General features: G+C 68.6%; 12 protein-coding genes. 8 read left to right on the top strand and 4 right to left on the bottom strand.

From position 1 onward, the window contains the following. Window positions 1–24: 24 nt before the first annotated feature. The gene (locus tag ABZ420_RS32270) at window positions 25–582 is read right to left on the bottom strand and encodes a helix-turn-helix domain-containing protein (RefSeq protein WP_357130874.1); all 558 of its coding nucleotides are present in this window, start codon (window positions 580–582) and stop codon (window positions 25–27) included. Window positions 583–733: 151 nt separating this feature from the next. On the opposite strand from ABZ420_RS32270, the gene ABZ420_RS32265 reads away from it, so the two are divergent. Continuing rightward, the gene (locus tag ABZ420_RS32265; RefSeq protein ID WP_357130871.1) at window positions 734–1957 is read left to right on the top strand and encodes a cytochrome P450; all 1224 of its coding nucleotides are present in this window, start codon (window positions 734–736) and stop codon (window positions 1955–1957) included. Between the two features lie 69 nt (window positions 1958–2026). Here the strand turns inward: ABZ420_RS32265 and ABZ420_RS32260 are convergent, their stop codons facing one another. Further along, the gene (locus ABZ420_RS32260; protein WP_357130868.1) at window positions 2027–2341 is read right to left on the bottom strand and encodes a hypothetical protein; all 315 of its coding nucleotides are present in this window, start codon (window positions 2339–2341) and stop codon (window positions 2027–2029) included. A 214-nt stretch (window positions 2342–2555) separates the two neighbouring features. Between ABZ420_RS32260 and ABZ420_RS32255 the strand changes: the two genes are divergently transcribed. Further along, entirely contained in the window at window positions 2556–3800 is a 1245-nt protein-coding gene (locus ABZ420_RS32255; RefSeq protein WP_357130865.1) for a helix-turn-helix domain-containing protein, read from the top strand. Between the two features lie 266 nt (window positions 3801–4066). On the opposite strand, the gene ABZ420_RS32250 is transcribed toward ABZ420_RS32255, so the two are convergent. Further along, complete coding sequence (locus ABZ420_RS32250) at window positions 4067–5317, bottom strand: M23 family metallopeptidase (RefSeq protein ID WP_357130862.1); 1251 nt, start codon at window positions 5315–5317, stop codon at window positions 4067–4069. A 537-nt stretch (window positions 5318–5854) separates the two neighbouring features. Here ABZ420_RS32250 and sucC point away from each other — a divergent pair. The 6 genes from sucC (at window position 5855) to purH (ending at window position 13331) form a co-directional block, all read left to right on the top strand. Continuing rightward, window positions 5855–7021 carry an ADP-forming succinate--CoA ligase subunit beta gene (gene sucC, locus ABZ420_RS32245; RefSeq protein WP_357130859.1) on the top strand — a complete coding sequence of 389 codons (1167 nt, stop codon included), beginning with the start codon at window positions 5855–5857 and terminating at the stop codon, window positions 7019–7021. Window positions 7022–7046: 25 nt separating this feature from the next. After that, window positions 7047–7961, top strand: coding sequence for a succinate--CoA ligase subunit alpha (gene sucD, locus ABZ420_RS32240; protein ID WP_357130856.1), 915 nt, complete (start codon window positions 7047–7049; stop codon window positions 7959–7961). 439 nt (window positions 7962–8400) lie between these two features. Further along, entirely contained in the window at window positions 8401–9474 is a 1074-nt protein-coding gene (locus tag ABZ420_RS32235; RefSeq protein ID WP_357130853.1) for a DUF5336 domain-containing protein, read from the top strand. A gap of 90 nt (window positions 9475–9564) precedes the next feature. After that, window positions 9565–11049 carry a DUF6350 family protein gene (locus ABZ420_RS32230; protein ID WP_357130850.1) on the top strand — a complete coding sequence of 495 codons (1485 nt, stop codon included), beginning with the start codon at window positions 9565–9567 and terminating at the stop codon, window positions 11047–11049. A 57-nt stretch (window positions 11050–11106) separates the two neighbouring features. Then, the gene (gene purN / locus ABZ420_RS32225; protein ID WP_357130916.1) at window positions 11107–11763 is read left to right on the top strand and encodes a phosphoribosylglycinamide formyltransferase; all 657 of its coding nucleotides are present in this window, start codon (window positions 11107–11109) and stop codon (window positions 11761–11763) included. Continuing rightward, window positions 11760–13331 carry a bifunctional phosphoribosylaminoimidazolecarboxamide formyltransferase/IMP cyclohydrolase gene (gene purH, locus ABZ420_RS32220; RefSeq protein WP_357130847.1) on the top strand — a complete coding sequence of 524 codons (1572 nt, stop codon included), beginning with the start codon at window positions 11760–11762 and terminating at the stop codon, window positions 13329–13331. Before purN ends, purH begins: the two co-directional genes overlap by 4 nt. Before the next feature lie 176 nt (window positions 13332–13507). Here the strand turns inward: purH and ABZ420_RS32215 are convergent, their stop codons facing one another. Beyond that, window positions 13508–13969, bottom strand: coding sequence for a hypothetical protein (locus tag ABZ420_RS32215; protein ID WP_357130844.1), 462 nt, complete (start codon window positions 13967–13969; stop codon window positions 13508–13510). Window positions 13970–14139: the final 170 nt, after the last annotated feature.

Raw genomic sequence — 14139 nt, 5'->3', positions numbered from 1 at the left:
CAGCGCCGCGAGGTGCGGGCGACCTCATCGACCGGCCGGTGCCGGCCGGTCGTACGCGCCGATCCCCGCCGCATGACGGAGCTGGGCGAGGAAGGCCGCCCTGTCGTCGCCTGCGACGAGATAGTGCGATATGGCCAGCCGCACGATCGTGGCCGCGACGATCTCCGCGTCGTCGCCCTCCACCATCGGCTGGATGACCGCGCGCATGATCGGCAGCACCCGCGCGATCTGCGACAGCACGTGATCCGGCTCGACGTCCACCAAGTGGCTCAGCGAATACGAATCCTGGAACTCGACGATGAACTGGAGAACGGCGTCCAGCCGGTCGCGGCCGGTCCGTCCCTCGGTCGCCGCGCGCAGCCCGTCCTCGATGTTGCGCTGTTCATAGGCGCCGAACGCGGCGAGGAGTTCCTCTTTCGAGGAGAACAGGCGATACAGCGTCGGCCGCGACACTTTGGCCTGGGCGGCGACATCCGACAGGCTCAGCTTGCTGTGCCCTCGGCGGCCGAGCACCTCGAAGGTCGCCCGCAGGATCCGCGTTCGGGTCGTCGTGTCCGAGCTGCTCTCGGAATCCGAATCCATTTACATCCTTTACAAGTTTCGTAAAAACTGTAACATCGAATCGTGCCGGAGCTTCCGGTACTCGAATCATCCGCTCCCGCACCGAATCCCGGGCACTCGGCCGGCGAACTCGGTGCGCCCGCGGACCCTTCCCGGAACAGTAGAGATACCGATGACAGACACACTTGTCCCGGACGACACCATCGATTTCGACCCTTATTCCGAAAAATTCCTCACCGACCCGGACCGGACCTTCCGGCGGCTGCGCGACGACGCCCCCGTCTACCACAACCCGGCCTACGGCTTCTGGGCGTTGTCGCGCTACGAAGACGTCGCACCGGCGATGAAGGACTTCCAGACGTACTCGTCGGCGCGGGGGATCACCCTCGAGATGGTTCTCGATCCGGATCCGCCGGACGAGGCGATACCGATGATCATCATGATGGACCCGCCGGGCCACACCCGGATGCGCAAGTTGGTGAGCAAGGTGTTCACCCCGCGCGCCATCGCCGGACTGGAACCGATGGTCCGCGAAACCGTCCACCGCTTCGTCGAACAACTCGATCCGGAACGGTTCGACCTGGTCGAAGACTTCTCGGCGCTCTTCCCGATCGAAGTCATCACCACGATGCTCGGCGTCCCGCCCGAACACCGGCAGCAGCTGCGCCGGTGGCTGGCAGCGCCGATGGAACGCAAGACCGGATATGCCGGGCCGACACCGGAAGCGCGGCTGGCGCTGGAGGCGACCGCGCAGTTCTATCACCAGCTCATCCTGGAACGCCGGGCCCGTCCCCGAGACGACATGATCAGCCGGCTCACCGAAGTGGAGGTGGAGCGCGAAGACGGCACTCCCACCCGGCTCACCGATCGCGAGATCCTCGGCTTCGCCTCCCTGCTGGCCGGCGCCGGAGCGGAGACCGTGGCGAAACTGTTGGGCAACGCCGCGGTGATCTTCGCCGACCACCCCGAGCAATGGCGGGACCTGCGCCGCAACCGGTCGAAGATCCCCGGGGCCTTCGAGGAACTGCTGCGCTATCAAGGGCCTGTGCAATACGACCTGCGCTACACCCTGCGTGCGGTCCACCTGCACGGCCGGACCATCCCGCGACACAGCCCCGTACTCATGTTGCTCGCCTCCGCGAACCGCGACGAGCGGGCATTCCCCGACGCCGACCGCTTCGACATCGACCGCCCGCACTCCGGCCACAACCTCGGCTTCGGTTACGGCATCCACAGCTGCCTCGGCGCCGCCCTCGCACGCTTGGAAGGCCGGATCGCCTTGGACGCGATGCTCGACTTCATGCCCGAATACGAGGTGGACAGAGCGGGTTTGCGGAAGGCGACGCAAACCAGCGTCGCGGGCTGGACCAACGTGCCGGTACGCGTGCGGAACTGATCGGGGCCACGTCACCGTCCGGGTGTCCGAGGCGACGGCGGTAATGAGTCCTGGGACCGAGCAACGCGTTCAGCGCTCCTCCCGTGAGGTGTCCGGCTTCATGCGCCCGGCGTCGATGAGCGTCTGCCGGGCCGCCACCTTACGCGGGCACTGGTCCGCCCGGCATTCCCTGTGCCGCTGCATCGTCTGGTGCGCTTCGGAAACGCTCAGCGGGTGCTCGGGAGCTTCATGCGGCCAGCCGGTAGGCCACAGCCCGGAGTCGGGCCGCTCGGTGCGAAGCCGTTCGCGTTCGCGCTCGGCACGCCACTCGGCGGCTATCCGGTCGATGATCGCTTGCGCCGACATGTCGTCCGGCTCGGCGTCTCGCCACCAGTTGAACCCCATCACGATCACCCCTGCTTCGTCGCTCGTCCTCTGGACGCACGCCACCCGGCGGGGTGTGATCACTGGGGGCCGCTCACGGCTCGCGGTGCGTCCGTTCCAGACGGGAGCGGACGCGCCCGCCGGGTGGGTGCGGATGCAGGCCTCGCGCGGAAAACATCGCTCTGGACTGGTAAAACGGCTACAGCACGTCTACCGATCCGCCTACGATTCACCCATGGGGACGGACGGGGGGTTGCCTCCTGACATCGGGGAACGTTTGCGAGCCGCCAGGCAGGCGGCGGGGCTCTCACTGGCCGAACTGGCGGCGCGAATACCGTTCTCGCGCAGCTACCTCGGCCATGTGGAGACGGGAACACGCGTCGCTTCCGCCGACGTGGTCGCGGCCTACACGCGCGCGTGCGGCGAAGTGACATGCGACCCTGTCACACTGGTCAGTATGTTGGGCCGAGCGGATGTGGACCGGCGGTCGTTCCTGCGCACGTCCGCCTGCAGCGCGGCGCTTTCGGCGACCGCGCTCGTGTCGCAGTCGGACATGGCCCGCTTGGTGCGAGCCGACGACTCGGCGCGCGTCGGAATGCCGGAAGTGCGCGCCGTGCAGGGGATCACGGACGCTTTCTTGCGCTTGGACGAAGTCAAGGGCGGCGGCATCGGCCGGACCGCTGTCGCCGAATTCCTGAGCACCGATGTCGCGTCACTGCTGCGTTCACGGTTCGCCGATTCGACGGTCCGCTCCGCCGCGTTCAGCGCCGCCGCCGAGCTGGCGTATCTGGCGGGTTTCAAAGCGCACGACGCGGGGGAGGACGGCATCGCGCAGCGGTATTTCCTCTCGGCGCTGCGGCTCGCGCAGGAAAGTCAGGTGCCGGGTCAGGACGCCTGGGTCTTGCGCATCCTCGCCATGCAAGGAACCGACATCGGCCAACCGAGATTCAGTGCCGCACTCGCGGAAGCGGCCGTAGCCCGGGGACGAGGCCGGTTCGGACCGGATGCGACAGCGTTGCTCACGATCGCGGTTGCCCGCTGTCATGCCGAAAACGGCGACCACAAGAAGGCGCTGGCCACCCTGCGGACCGCCGAACCGCACATAACTCCCGAGCTGACCAGCGAACAACCGCGTTGGGTGTCGATGTGGTGCCCCAACAAGGGCACGGTTGTCGACCAAGCCGCGAAAACTTTTCTCTCTCTGGGTGATCTCGCCAATGCCGAACGCCATTACGAACTGGGCACCAGCATCTGGAATCCCGAGACACACGCCCGCGTTTGGGCGCTCAGCGCAGCCGAAACCGGCCTACTCCGCTGGAAAATCGGCAGGCACACGGAAGCCGCCGACATATGGCGTACCGCCTTACCTGCCCTGCACGCCGTCAACTCCGCACGCACCACCGCCGCCTTGCGCAAGATCCGCCGCAACGCCCCCGAACTATTCACCGACACCGCCCCGGCCGACACCCCCGTCCTGTGAGGTGCTGTCTCGCGCGGTACTACAACCATGTTTCCCGCGCACGCGGCGGTTGACGGACTGCCCGATCAGTTGCCTAGCTGCTGAGGATTCAGACGTGAGGCTTCGTCAAGGCCCGCCGGTGATATGCGAGCGGGTTCCCGCCGTGGACATCGGACTGGCACCGGTTCCGCCGCATGCTGCTCCGATTGCTGTCGTCACCGCATCAGCCTGATGCCCGAGGAGCCGGCTACCCGATCCGGCCGCAGTTCGGAGGCTGGACGTGCCGTTCAGTCGCGCTGCGGGCCGAGGCTGATGCCGCGGGTCGCCAGCCAGGGCAGCGGGTCGACCTTGTCGACGCCGTTCAGCCAGACCTCGAAGTGGCAGTGCGGGCCGGTGGAGAAGCCGCGGTTGCCGATGGTGGCGATCTGGTCTCCGGCGAGTACGCGCTGGCCCTGCGACACCGTGGCGGTGTCGATGTGGCCGTAGATGGTGACGGTGCCGTCGTCGTGCAGCAGACGGACCCACATGCCGAAGCCCGACGCGGGACCGGCTTCGAGCACGGTGCCGTCGGCGACGGCGTAGATCGGGGTACCGATCGGGCCCGCGATGTCGATGCCCAGATGCTGCACACCCCAGCGGGCGCCGAAGCCGGAGGTGAAGGTGCCCGCGGCGAACTTGGTGAAGAGCGGGCGAAGCTTCGACGCCTCCTGGGCGGCGAGGTCCTCGGCGTACTTCTGACCCTTTTGCAGGATGTCGTTGAACTGGTCGAGGTGGGCGGGCGAGGAGACGTTCAGCACCTGGGGGGAGTCCGGCGCGGCCGTCGGATCGGCCATGTTCATCGACTGCGCGGCGATCTCGTGGATCTGCCCCGCGGCTTCGTAGTCGACCGCCTGCGACGGCTGTTCGGGCGAGGCGAACGCGGCCTGCCCGGCCGCGACGACCGCGCCCGCGGCGACGGCGGCGACCGCGGCCCGACCCTTGAGAGCTGCGGGCGGCGCCGCTACCCGGTGTGCGCCACCGCGCTTGTTCGCGGAGCGGCCCCCTCGGATGACGGTCGGCAGGACGGGTGCGCTCGGCTCCTCGTCGGCCTCGGGCTCGGGGGTCTCGGTCGCCCAGGATTCCTCGGGAGCCCAGCAGCCGGTGTCGGACACCCAGGACGTCTCGTCGGGCGTCCAGGGCTCCTGCTCGGCCCACGCGTCGCCGGAGTTCCAGGCGGCGCCGTCGGACCAGGAGTCCTGCTGTGCCCAATTCTGTTGCGACCACGCGCTGTTGGTGTCCCACGCGTTGTCGTAGGCCGCGTTCTCATAGGCCGGCTGGTCGTAGCCCGAATCGTGAGCGGGCTCGGCCGCGAAGCCGTAATCGCCACCGGCGGGACGGAAGTCGTATTCCGCCTGCGGCGCTGCCTCGTACCCGGCGTGATGCTGGTCGAACGAGGGGCCTGCGTGGCGGGCCGCCGGAGCGAAGGGCTCGTCGTCGGAGCGATAACGATGTCCCGACCGCAAGCGATCATCGGAAGCGAAGGTGGAGCTGTGGTTCATCGGCGGTGCCACATCGTGAAGCGGATGGAACTCGGATGCCGCTTGACCAGCGGCGTCGATCGGTCGAATGCGGAGCGGCTCTCCGTCTGCGGAGTGCTGTGCTGCGTCAAGCTTGCCGTCCTCCTAGTCGTGACCGTGTTGTGACATCGACCGCAATGACGGTAACGAAACGATGTCGTGCCCACAAGCGGTGTGCACGGTCCGTGACAAACATGTGAGATTCATCACCCTAACCCCACGGAATATCTCACTGCTGTATGGGCACTCCGGAGAGGTCGTTCAACGACGATTCGTAGTAGATCGCGGTTCGCTCCCGGGTTCGCCCGCTCTACCTGGCGCGGTGCCAGCAACCTACTCGCGAGTAGCGTTGGCCAGCGGTTTTGCCGCCCTGGGCACAACTCCGTGACCTGCGCCACTTAGGATGAACGTGGCCGATTGGCCCTCCATGTGACTGATTAGAGTCCGACCCGACCCGCTTCCGACGTCGGGCCGCCAACAAAGACGTTGTCATCACAACGCAGACGAGACGGTGAGTACATGGATCTCTTCGAATATCAGGCGAAGGAGCTCTTCGTTAAGCACGGAGTGCCTTCGTCCGAGGGCCGCGTCACGGACACGGCCGAGGACGCCCGCGCCATCGCGGCGGAAATCGGCAAGCCGGTGATGATCAAGGCCCAGGTGAAGGCCGGTGGCCGCGGCAAGGCCGGTGGCGTGAAGTACGCCGCCACCCCGGATGACGCGCTGACGCACGCGCAGAACATCCTCGGCCTGGACATCAAGGGTCACATCACCAAGAAGATCCTGGTGGCCGAGGCCAAGGACATCGCGGAGGAGTACTACATCTCCTTCCTGCTGGACCGCGCCAACCGGACCTACCTGGCCATGTGCTCGGTCGAGGGCGGCATGGAGATCGAAGAGGTCGCCGCCACCAAGCCGGAGCGGCTGGCGAAGGTTCCCGTCGACGCGGTCAAGGGCGTCGACCTGGCGTTCGCGCGTTCGATCGCCGAGCAGGGCCACCTGCCCGCCGACGTGCTGGACGCCGCGGCCGTGACCATCCAGAAGCTGTGGGAGGTGTTCGTCGCCGAGGACGCCACCCTGGTGGAGGTCAACCCGCTGGTGCGCACCCCGCAGGACGAGATCCTCGCGCTGGACGGCAAGGTCACCCTCGACGAGAACGCCGGATTCCGCCACCCCGAGCACGAGGCGTTCGCGGACAAGGACGCGACCGACCCGCTCGAGCTCAAGGCCAAGGAGAACGACCTCAACTACGTCAAGCTCGACGGTGAGGTCGGCATCATCGGCAACGGCGCGGGTCTGGTCATGTCGACCCTCGACGTCGTCGCCTACGCGGGCGAGGGCCACGGCGGCGTGAAGCCGGCCAACTTCCTGGACATCGGCGGTGGCGCCTCGGCCGAGGTGATGGCCGCCGGTCTCGACGTCATCCTGAACGACGACCAGGTCAAGAGCGTGTTCGTCAACGTGTTCGGCGGCATCACCGCGTGTGACGCGGTCGCCAACGGCATCGTGAAGGCGCTGGAGATCCTGGGCGACAACGCGAACAAGCCGCTGGTGGTCCGCCTCGACGGCAACCGGGTGGACGAGGGTCGCCAGATCCTCGTCGATGCCGCGCACCCGCTGGTGACGCTGGCGCAGACAATGGACGAAGGCGCCGACAAGGCCGCCGAACTGGCAGCCGCCCGATAACGACGGCCGAGTAAGGACGAAAAGAATGTCTATCTTCCTGAACAAGGATTCCAAGGTCATCGTCCAGGGCATCACCGGCGGCGAGGGCACCAAGCACACCGCGCTGATGCTGAAGGCGGGCACCCAGATCGTCGGCGGTGTGAACGCGCGCAAGGCGGGCACCACCGTCGCGCACACCGACTCCGACGGCAACGCGGTCGAGCTGCCGGTGTTCGGCACCGTCGCCGAGGCCATCAAGGAGACCGGCGCCGACGTGTCCATCGCGTTCGTGCCGCCGAAGTTCGCCAAGGACGCCATCATCGAGGCCATCGACGCGGAGATCCCGCTGCTGGTGGTCATCACCGAGGGCATCCCGGTGCAGGACACCGCCTACGCGTGGGCCTACAACGTGGAGAAGGGCGCCAAGACCCGGATCATCGGCCCGAACTGCCCCGGCATCATCACTCCCGGCGAGTCGCTGGTCGGCATCACCCCGGCCAACATCACCGGCAAGGGCCCGATCGGCCTGGTCTCCAAGTCCGGCACCCTGACCTACCAGATGATGTACGAGCTGCGCGACTTCGGCTTCTCGACTTCCATCGGCATCGGCGGCGACCCGGTCATCGGCACCACCCACATCGACGCCATCGAGGCGTTCGAGAAGGACCCGGAGACCAAGCTGATCGTGATGATCGGCGAGATCGGCGGCGACGCCGAGGAGCGGGCCGCGGCCTACATCAAGGCCAACGTCACCAAGCCGGTCGTCGGCTACGTGGCGGGCTTCACCGCCCCCGAGGGCAAGACGATGGGCCACGCGGGCGCCATCGTGTCCGGCTCGTCGGGCACCGCCCAGGCGAAGAAGGACGCGCTGGAGGCCGCGGGCGTGAAGGTCGGCAAGACGCCGTCCGAGACCGCCGCGCTGGCTCGCGAGATCCTGGAGAAGGCCAGCATCACCGCCTGATCTACCCCGCGCACGAAGGCCGCCTCCGAATTCGGGGGGCGGCCTTCGTCATGTGTGGCGGCGGGCTCTGGCTGGGCAGTAGCCGAGCATCCGGACCCGCCACGCGCGGAACTGTTCGATGTGCCGGGGGTTTCGTCGTCCCCTTCTCTGTTCACACGAGGCAGCCGAATGGATGGTTCATCGACCTGTCACCGGAAATTCCCCGCTATTGAGAACCCCCGTGGTGTGAAAAGTGCCATCGCGGGCAACAGTTTCAAGGAGCGGTAGGTGGTCTCGCTAGGTGCTTCGCGCCCGGACATGTGCCGCGACCTGCCGGGATACGGGCGGACTCGCCCATTCCGGCCGTCGCGGCAGGGGTGACCGGGGCGAGACAGTGCAGTAGCGTCAGAAGTAATCCAGCCGTGAAGACCATGTACGACTCGATTGAGGAGACGACGACATGTCCTACCCGACCGGGGGCTCCGGGTACAACACACCCCAGCCCTCAGCGCCATCCAGTCAGAGCCCGGCGACGGGTGGTGCCACTTCAGGTTCGAGCGCTACCGGTTCCGATGCCAAAGGTCTGCCGTTCTTCCTGGTGGTCGGCGTAGCCGCGCTCGGCGTGATCAACTTCCTGCTCGGCTTCCTGCCGTTCCTCGGCAGCAAGCCCATCGATATCGGCGGCCGCAGGGTCAGCGCACCGGAAACGGCCAACTTCTTCGAGGTGGCGTCCGGTACGCCGCTGCTGGGTCTGCTGTTGCTGGGCGGTCTGCTCGCCGCGCTGTCGCTGCTGCCGAAGCAGAACTGGATCGGCGCGGCCGCGGCGGCTTCGACCGCGGGCTTCATCGCGCTGCTGTTCCAGTCGTTCAACTTCGGTGAGGGCAGCGAGCTGAAGGCGGGTGCGTACGTCCTGCTCGTGCTGGCCTTCGCGCAGGCGGCGGTGTCGATCGCCGCGGCGCTGTTCGACGCGGGCATCCTCAAGGCCCCCGCGCCGCGCCCGGCCACCGCGCCGAGCGGATTCGGCCAGGGCGGCTACGCCCAGCAGCAGCCGTCGTTCGGACAGGGACAGCAGTCCTACGGCCAGGGCCAGCCCGGTTACGGAGCCAGCCCGTACGGTCAGGCGGGCTACGGCGCTCAGGCCGCGCCGCCGCAGTTCCCGTCCCAGGCGGGGCAGCCCTCGCCCTACGGGCAGCAGCAGAGTCAGCCGGGTTACGGTCAGGCCCAGCAGGGTCAGTCGTACGGCCAGCCGCAGTCGCCCTACGGGCAGAGCCAGCAGACCACGGCCTACGGCGCGTCGCAGCAGCCGGGTTCGCCGTACGGCGCGCAGCCGCGCCCGGACGAGAGCGCCACCCAGCACTTCGGCGGCCAGCAGCAGTCCGGTCAGCAGGCGCCCTACGGTACGCCCGGCTACGGCCAGCAGCAGGCGCAGCCGAGCCAGCAGAACAAGCCGTTCGGCGGCGAGCAGAGCGGCGATCCGTCCTCGGATGCCACCCAGGCGTTCCGTCCCTCGTCGGACGACAACAACAACAAGTAGGAACTCAGCGGCGTCCCCCCGGCGCGGCGGTCGCGTGCCTGCGGCGCGCCTGACCCGCTCGCGCCGGGGAGGATGCCACGCTGAATTGCCATGAGCTCCTCCAGAAACTCCTCGACCCGCCGGATCGGCGGGTCGCGTGCGTCGCAGCCGCCCCCGGACGCGGACGAAGACGGGTTTCTGTCCCTCACCCCCGAGCGGTCCAGGGTGCTCATCGCGGTCGCGGGCCGCCCCTCGGCCTTCGGGCTGACCGCCCTCGTCGTCCTCGTTTTCGTCACGCTGCTGGCCTCCGGTAGCGATCTGGACGGCACCTCCGGCGCGATCGCCGCCTCCTGGCTGGGCGTGCACCAGGTTCCGCTGGTGATCGGCAAGACCTCGCTCGGACTGCTTCCGCTGTTGCCGACCGCGCTGCTGGTCTGGCTGGCCGCACGGGAATGCGCGCGCGCCGTGGAACCGCAGTCCACCAGGGCGGATCTCGGATGGATCGTGGGCGCCGCGGTGGGCGGTCCATTGCTGGTCACCTCCGTCTGCCTCGCGGTCACCGAAGACGCTTCCGGTGTCATCGCACTGCAACCGCCGAACACCCTCGCCGCCTTCGCCTGGGTCGCGGCGCTGTATCTGCTCGCCGCCGCCATCGGTATCGCCGTCCGTCTCCGGCGACAGCTGTTCGCGCTGCTGCGCCTGCCCGATTGGGCGGTATCCGGTCTCTACGGCGCGGGGCGTTCGGTCCTGCGCCTGCTGGGCTGCGCGACGGCGGTCGTGGTGATCTCGTTCCTCGCGCACATTTCCCGGCTGGGCGAGATGTATCAGTCGGCGGGCAACTTCGGAGGTGTCCTCGGCCTGACGCTGCTCTCGCTGGCGTACGTGCCGAACCTGGCGATCCAGACCGTCGGTGTGCTGGTCGGTTCCAGCGCGCAGATCGGCGCCGCGTCCTTCGGGGTGTTCTCCGTCGTCGGCGGACCCATCCCGGCCTTTCCACTGCTGGCCGCCGTGCCGACCGGTCCGGCGGCGGGATGGTGGCCGGTGTTGCTGGTGGTTCCCGCCGCTGTCGGTGTGCTCGGCGGGCTCGATCTCGCGCGCACCTCCACCGACCGGATCACCGCGCCGTGGGCCACGCTCACCTCCGCCGGGCTCGCCGCGCTCGCGCTCACGCTGGCCGGTGCGGTGGCCGGCGGCGAACTCGGCGCGGTCGGCCGCGTCGGGCTGGACCTGCCGGTGTTCCCCTTGATCACGTTCGCCTGGCTGGCCGTTCCCGGCTACGCGGGCCTGGCGTTCGCGCGATGGTTCCTCGTACCGGTCGGCGTTCCACCGGGCGACTACACCGATCCGTACGACGACTACCTCGACGAGGACGACGCCTATTACGAAGCGGACGACGGCGACTACTACGAGGACGACGACTACTACGACGACTACGACCGGCCGGAGTTGGAAGCCCCGCTGGACGCCGAATTCGTCGACGATCCGCCCGCGATCGAGTCCGGCGGCCGATACCACCACCACGCCACATCGGACATCGTCGACGCCGAAGTGGTCGAGGCGGACCTGCCGGACAGTGACCGGGTGGACGGTCGTTAGGCTCTAACCCGGCGGTGCCGCATCCATCCGCCATCCGATCGATCAGGGAGTAGAGCGCTGACGTCCCCGCATGCCTCGTGGAAGCCGGCAGCGACGCCGGCCACCGTCGTCGTGCTGGCGTCGGGCACCGGCTCACTGCTGCGTGCCCTGTTGGACGCCACGGCCGCACCCGGCTACCCGGCGAAGGTCGTCGCGGTCGCCGTCGACCGGCTGTGCGCCGCCACCACCCACGCCGACGCGGTGGGCATACCGCATTTCCGGGTGGCGCTGAAGGACTTTCCGGACCGTGCCGCGTGGGATGTGGAGCTCACCGAGACCGTCGCCGCGCACCAGCCGGATCTGGTGGTATCGGCGGGTTTCATGAAGCTGCTCGGTCCCGCCTTCCTGGACCGGTTCGGCGGCCGGATCATCAATACCCATCCCGCCCTGCTGCCCGCCTTCCCCGGCGCGCACGGCGTGCGTGACGCGCTCGCCTACGGCGCGCGGGTCACCGGCTGCACCGTGCATCTGGTCGACGAGGGCGTGGACACCGGGCCGATTCTCGCGCAGGAGGCGGTGCCGGTGCTGCCGGGTGACGACGAGGCCGCCCTGCACGAGCGCATCAAGGTTGTCGAGCGACGGTTGCTGGCGGAGGTCGTCGCCGCCGTCGCGACGCGAGGCATTGTCTCCGACGGACGAAAGGCAGTTATCCCAGATGAGCGAGTTCTCCGGTGAGTGAACGCAAGCCGATCAGCAGGGCGCTGGTGAGCGTCTACGACAAGACGGGTCTCGTGGAGCTCGCGACCGGTCTGCACGCCGCGGGCATCGAGCTGGTCTCGACCGGTTCCACTGCGGGCAAGATCGCGGACGCGGGCATCCCGGTGACCAAGGTCGAGGACCTGACCGGGTTCCCGGAGACCCTGGACGGCCGGGTCAAGACCCTGCACCCGAGGGTGCACGCGGGCATCCTGGCGGACTCGCGCAAGCAGGAGCACGTCGACCAGCTCGTCGAACTCGGCGTCGAGGCGTTCCAGCTGGTGGTGGTCAACCTCTACCCGTTCACCCAGACCGTGGCGAGCGGGGCGACGCCCGACGAGTGCGTGGAGCAGATCGATATCGGCGGCCCGTCCATGGTGCGCGCCGCGGCCAAGAACCATCCCTCGGTGGCGGTGGTCGTCGACAGCGGCGACTACGACGACGTGCTGGCCGCGGTGAAGTCCGGCGGTTTCACGCTGGCCGAGCGCACGGCCCTGGCGGCCAAGGCGTTCCAGCACACCGCGAGTTATGACGTGGCGGTCGCGAGCTGGATGACCAACGCGCTGGCCACGGGCGACGCGGCCGAAGACACGGCGATCCGGTTCCCCGAATGGCTCGGCGGCACCTGGGCTCGGTCGGCGGTGCTGCGCTACGGCGAGAACCCGCATCAGTCCGCCGCCCTGTACACCAGCGGCGACGGCAGCCTCGGACTGGCGCAGGCGCGGCAGCTGCACGGCAAGGAGATGTCGTACAACAACTACGTCGACGCCGACGCGGCCTGGCGCGCCGCCCATGACCACGAGGCCCCGGCCGTCGCGATCATCAAGCACGCCAACCCGTGCGGCATCGCCCTCGGCGCCGACATCGCCGAGGCGCACCGCAAGGCGCACGCCTGCGACCCGGTCAGCGCGTTCGGCGGCGTGATCGCCACCAACCGTGAGGTCACCGTGGAGATGGCCGAGCAGGTCGCCGAGATCTTCACCGAGGTCATCGTCGCGCCGTCCTACGCGGACGGCGCGGTGGAAGTGTTGCAGCGCAAGAAGAACGTGCGCATCCTCGTCGCCGAGCCGCCGCGGCGCGCGGGCGCCGAGCTGCGGCCGATCAGCGGCGGCGTCCTGCTGCAACAGCGCGACGTGCTGGACGCGCCGGGCGACGACCCGGCCAACTGGAGCCTGGCCGCGGGCGAGGCCGCCGACGCCGAAACGCTCGCCGATCTGGCGTTCGCCTGGCGCGCTTGCCGGGCCGTGAAGTCCAACGCGATCCTGCTCGCGCACGAGGGCGCTTCGGTCGGTGTCGGGATGGGCCAGGTCAACCGCGTGGACGCGGTCGGCCTCGCGGTCCAGCGGGCCGGGGACCGTGCCAAGGGCTCGGTGGCGGCCTCCGACGCCTACTTCCCGTTCCCGGACGGTCCGCAGACCCTCATCCAGGCCGGTGTCCGCGCCATCGTGCAGCCCGGTGGTTCGGTGCGCGACCAGGAGACCATCGACCTCGCTCGTGAGGCAGGCGTCACCCTCTATCTCACCGGGGCCCGCCACTTCGCCCACTGAGATCGGTAGTCCTGGAACGCCGCGTCGGATCGAAGGTCCGACGCGGCGTTTTCGTTCCAGCGGAGATGACGCGGCCGTGGAACATCGGCGCAAGCCGGTAGCTACCTGGCCTCCCGTGTGGGAAGGCGGAGGCGAATCCGTGCGGCGCGGAGTCCCCGGCCGTGCCGCACGTCGTCCTAGGCCGCGCTGAGCACCGTGCGGTTGCCCAGCGGCTCTTTCAGCGGCACCTCCAGGGTGCCGAAGACCGCGATCATCGTGCACATCCGGCCCACCGCCTCGGCGCGGCTGCCCGAGCGCAGCTCGACCGTGACCGTAGAGCCGGACTCGGTGACCGTGGCGTCCACGCCGTAGCATTCCGGCGACCCGGTTTCGAAGTTCACCGCTATCTTGTTGTCCGCCAAGCGAGTCCACGATTGGAAGGGGATCGGGTGCGCGCCGACGATGGCCGGATCGGCGGTGAACTCGTTGCCCTGGTTCCCGCGTGGATCCTCGATCGGCGTCTGCGGCGCTGCGCTCGACGTGGCGCTCGTGCTCCGCGGCGCCCCCTCGTCGTCGGAGCCGCCGCAGCCCCCGACGGCGAGGCAGGCGAGTACTACGGCGACAGCTGTGGCGGCGCGTCCGGCCTGGATCCGATCCATACCGCCACCCTAGTCCCGGCGTTGCGCCGCGTAGCGCACCGCGGGCGCGTTCGCACTGGGACGAACCCCACAGTGAACGTTCCGCGAACCCCGCGCGTAACAGCTCCGAAAACCATTCGGGGGCAGTAAGTTCTGCGGGGATGCGCGCCGGGACGTGGTGGTGCGCATCC

It is taken from the genome of Nocardia sp. NPDC005745 (assembly GCF_040630775.1).
GTDB lineage: Bacteria > Actinomycetota > Actinomycetes > Mycobacteriales > Mycobacteriaceae > Nocardia.
The sequence above is the reverse complement of the archived record's forward strand: the minus strand, read 5'-3'. Positions and strand labels throughout refer to the sequence as shown.

Bases quoted from the DNA above. Each gene is read 5' to 3' on its own strand.
- ABZ420_RS32215 (WP_357130844.1), bottom strand. From the start codon at position 13,969: ATGGATCGGATCCAGGCCGGACGCGCCGCCACAGCTGTCGCCGTAGTA.
- ABZ420_RS32230 (WP_357130850.1), top strand. From the start codon at position 9,565: ATGAGCTCCTCCAGAAACTCCTCGACCCGCCGGATCGGCGGGTCGCGT.
- ABZ420_RS32235 (WP_357130853.1), top strand. From the start codon at position 8,401: ATGTCCTACCCGACCGGGGGCTCCGGGTACAACACACCCCAGCCCTCA.
- ABZ420_RS32250 (WP_357130862.1), bottom strand. From the start codon at position 5,317: ATGAACCACAGCTCCACCTTCGCTTCCGATGATCGCTTGCGGTCGGGA.
- sucD (WP_357130856.1), top strand. From the start codon at position 7,047: ATGTCTATCTTCCTGAACAAGGATTCCAAGGTCATCGTCCAGGGCATC.
- sucC (WP_357130859.1), top strand. From the start codon at position 5,855: ATGGATCTCTTCGAATATCAGGCGAAGGAGCTCTTCGTTAAGCACGGA.
- ABZ420_RS32255 (WP_357130865.1), top strand. From the start codon at position 2,556: ATGGGGACGGACGGGGGGTTGCCTCCTGACATCGGGGAACGTTTGCGA.
- ABZ420_RS32270 (WP_357130874.1), bottom strand. From the start codon at position 582: ATGGATTCGGATTCCGAGAGCAGCTCGGACACGACGACCCGAACGCGG.
- ABZ420_RS32265 (WP_357130871.1), top strand. From the start codon at position 734: ATGACAGACACACTTGTCCCGGACGACACCATCGATTTCGACCCTTAT.
- ABZ420_RS32260 (WP_357130868.1), bottom strand. From the start codon at position 2,341: ATGGGGTTCAACTGGTGGCGAGACGCCGAGCCGGACGACATGTCGGCG.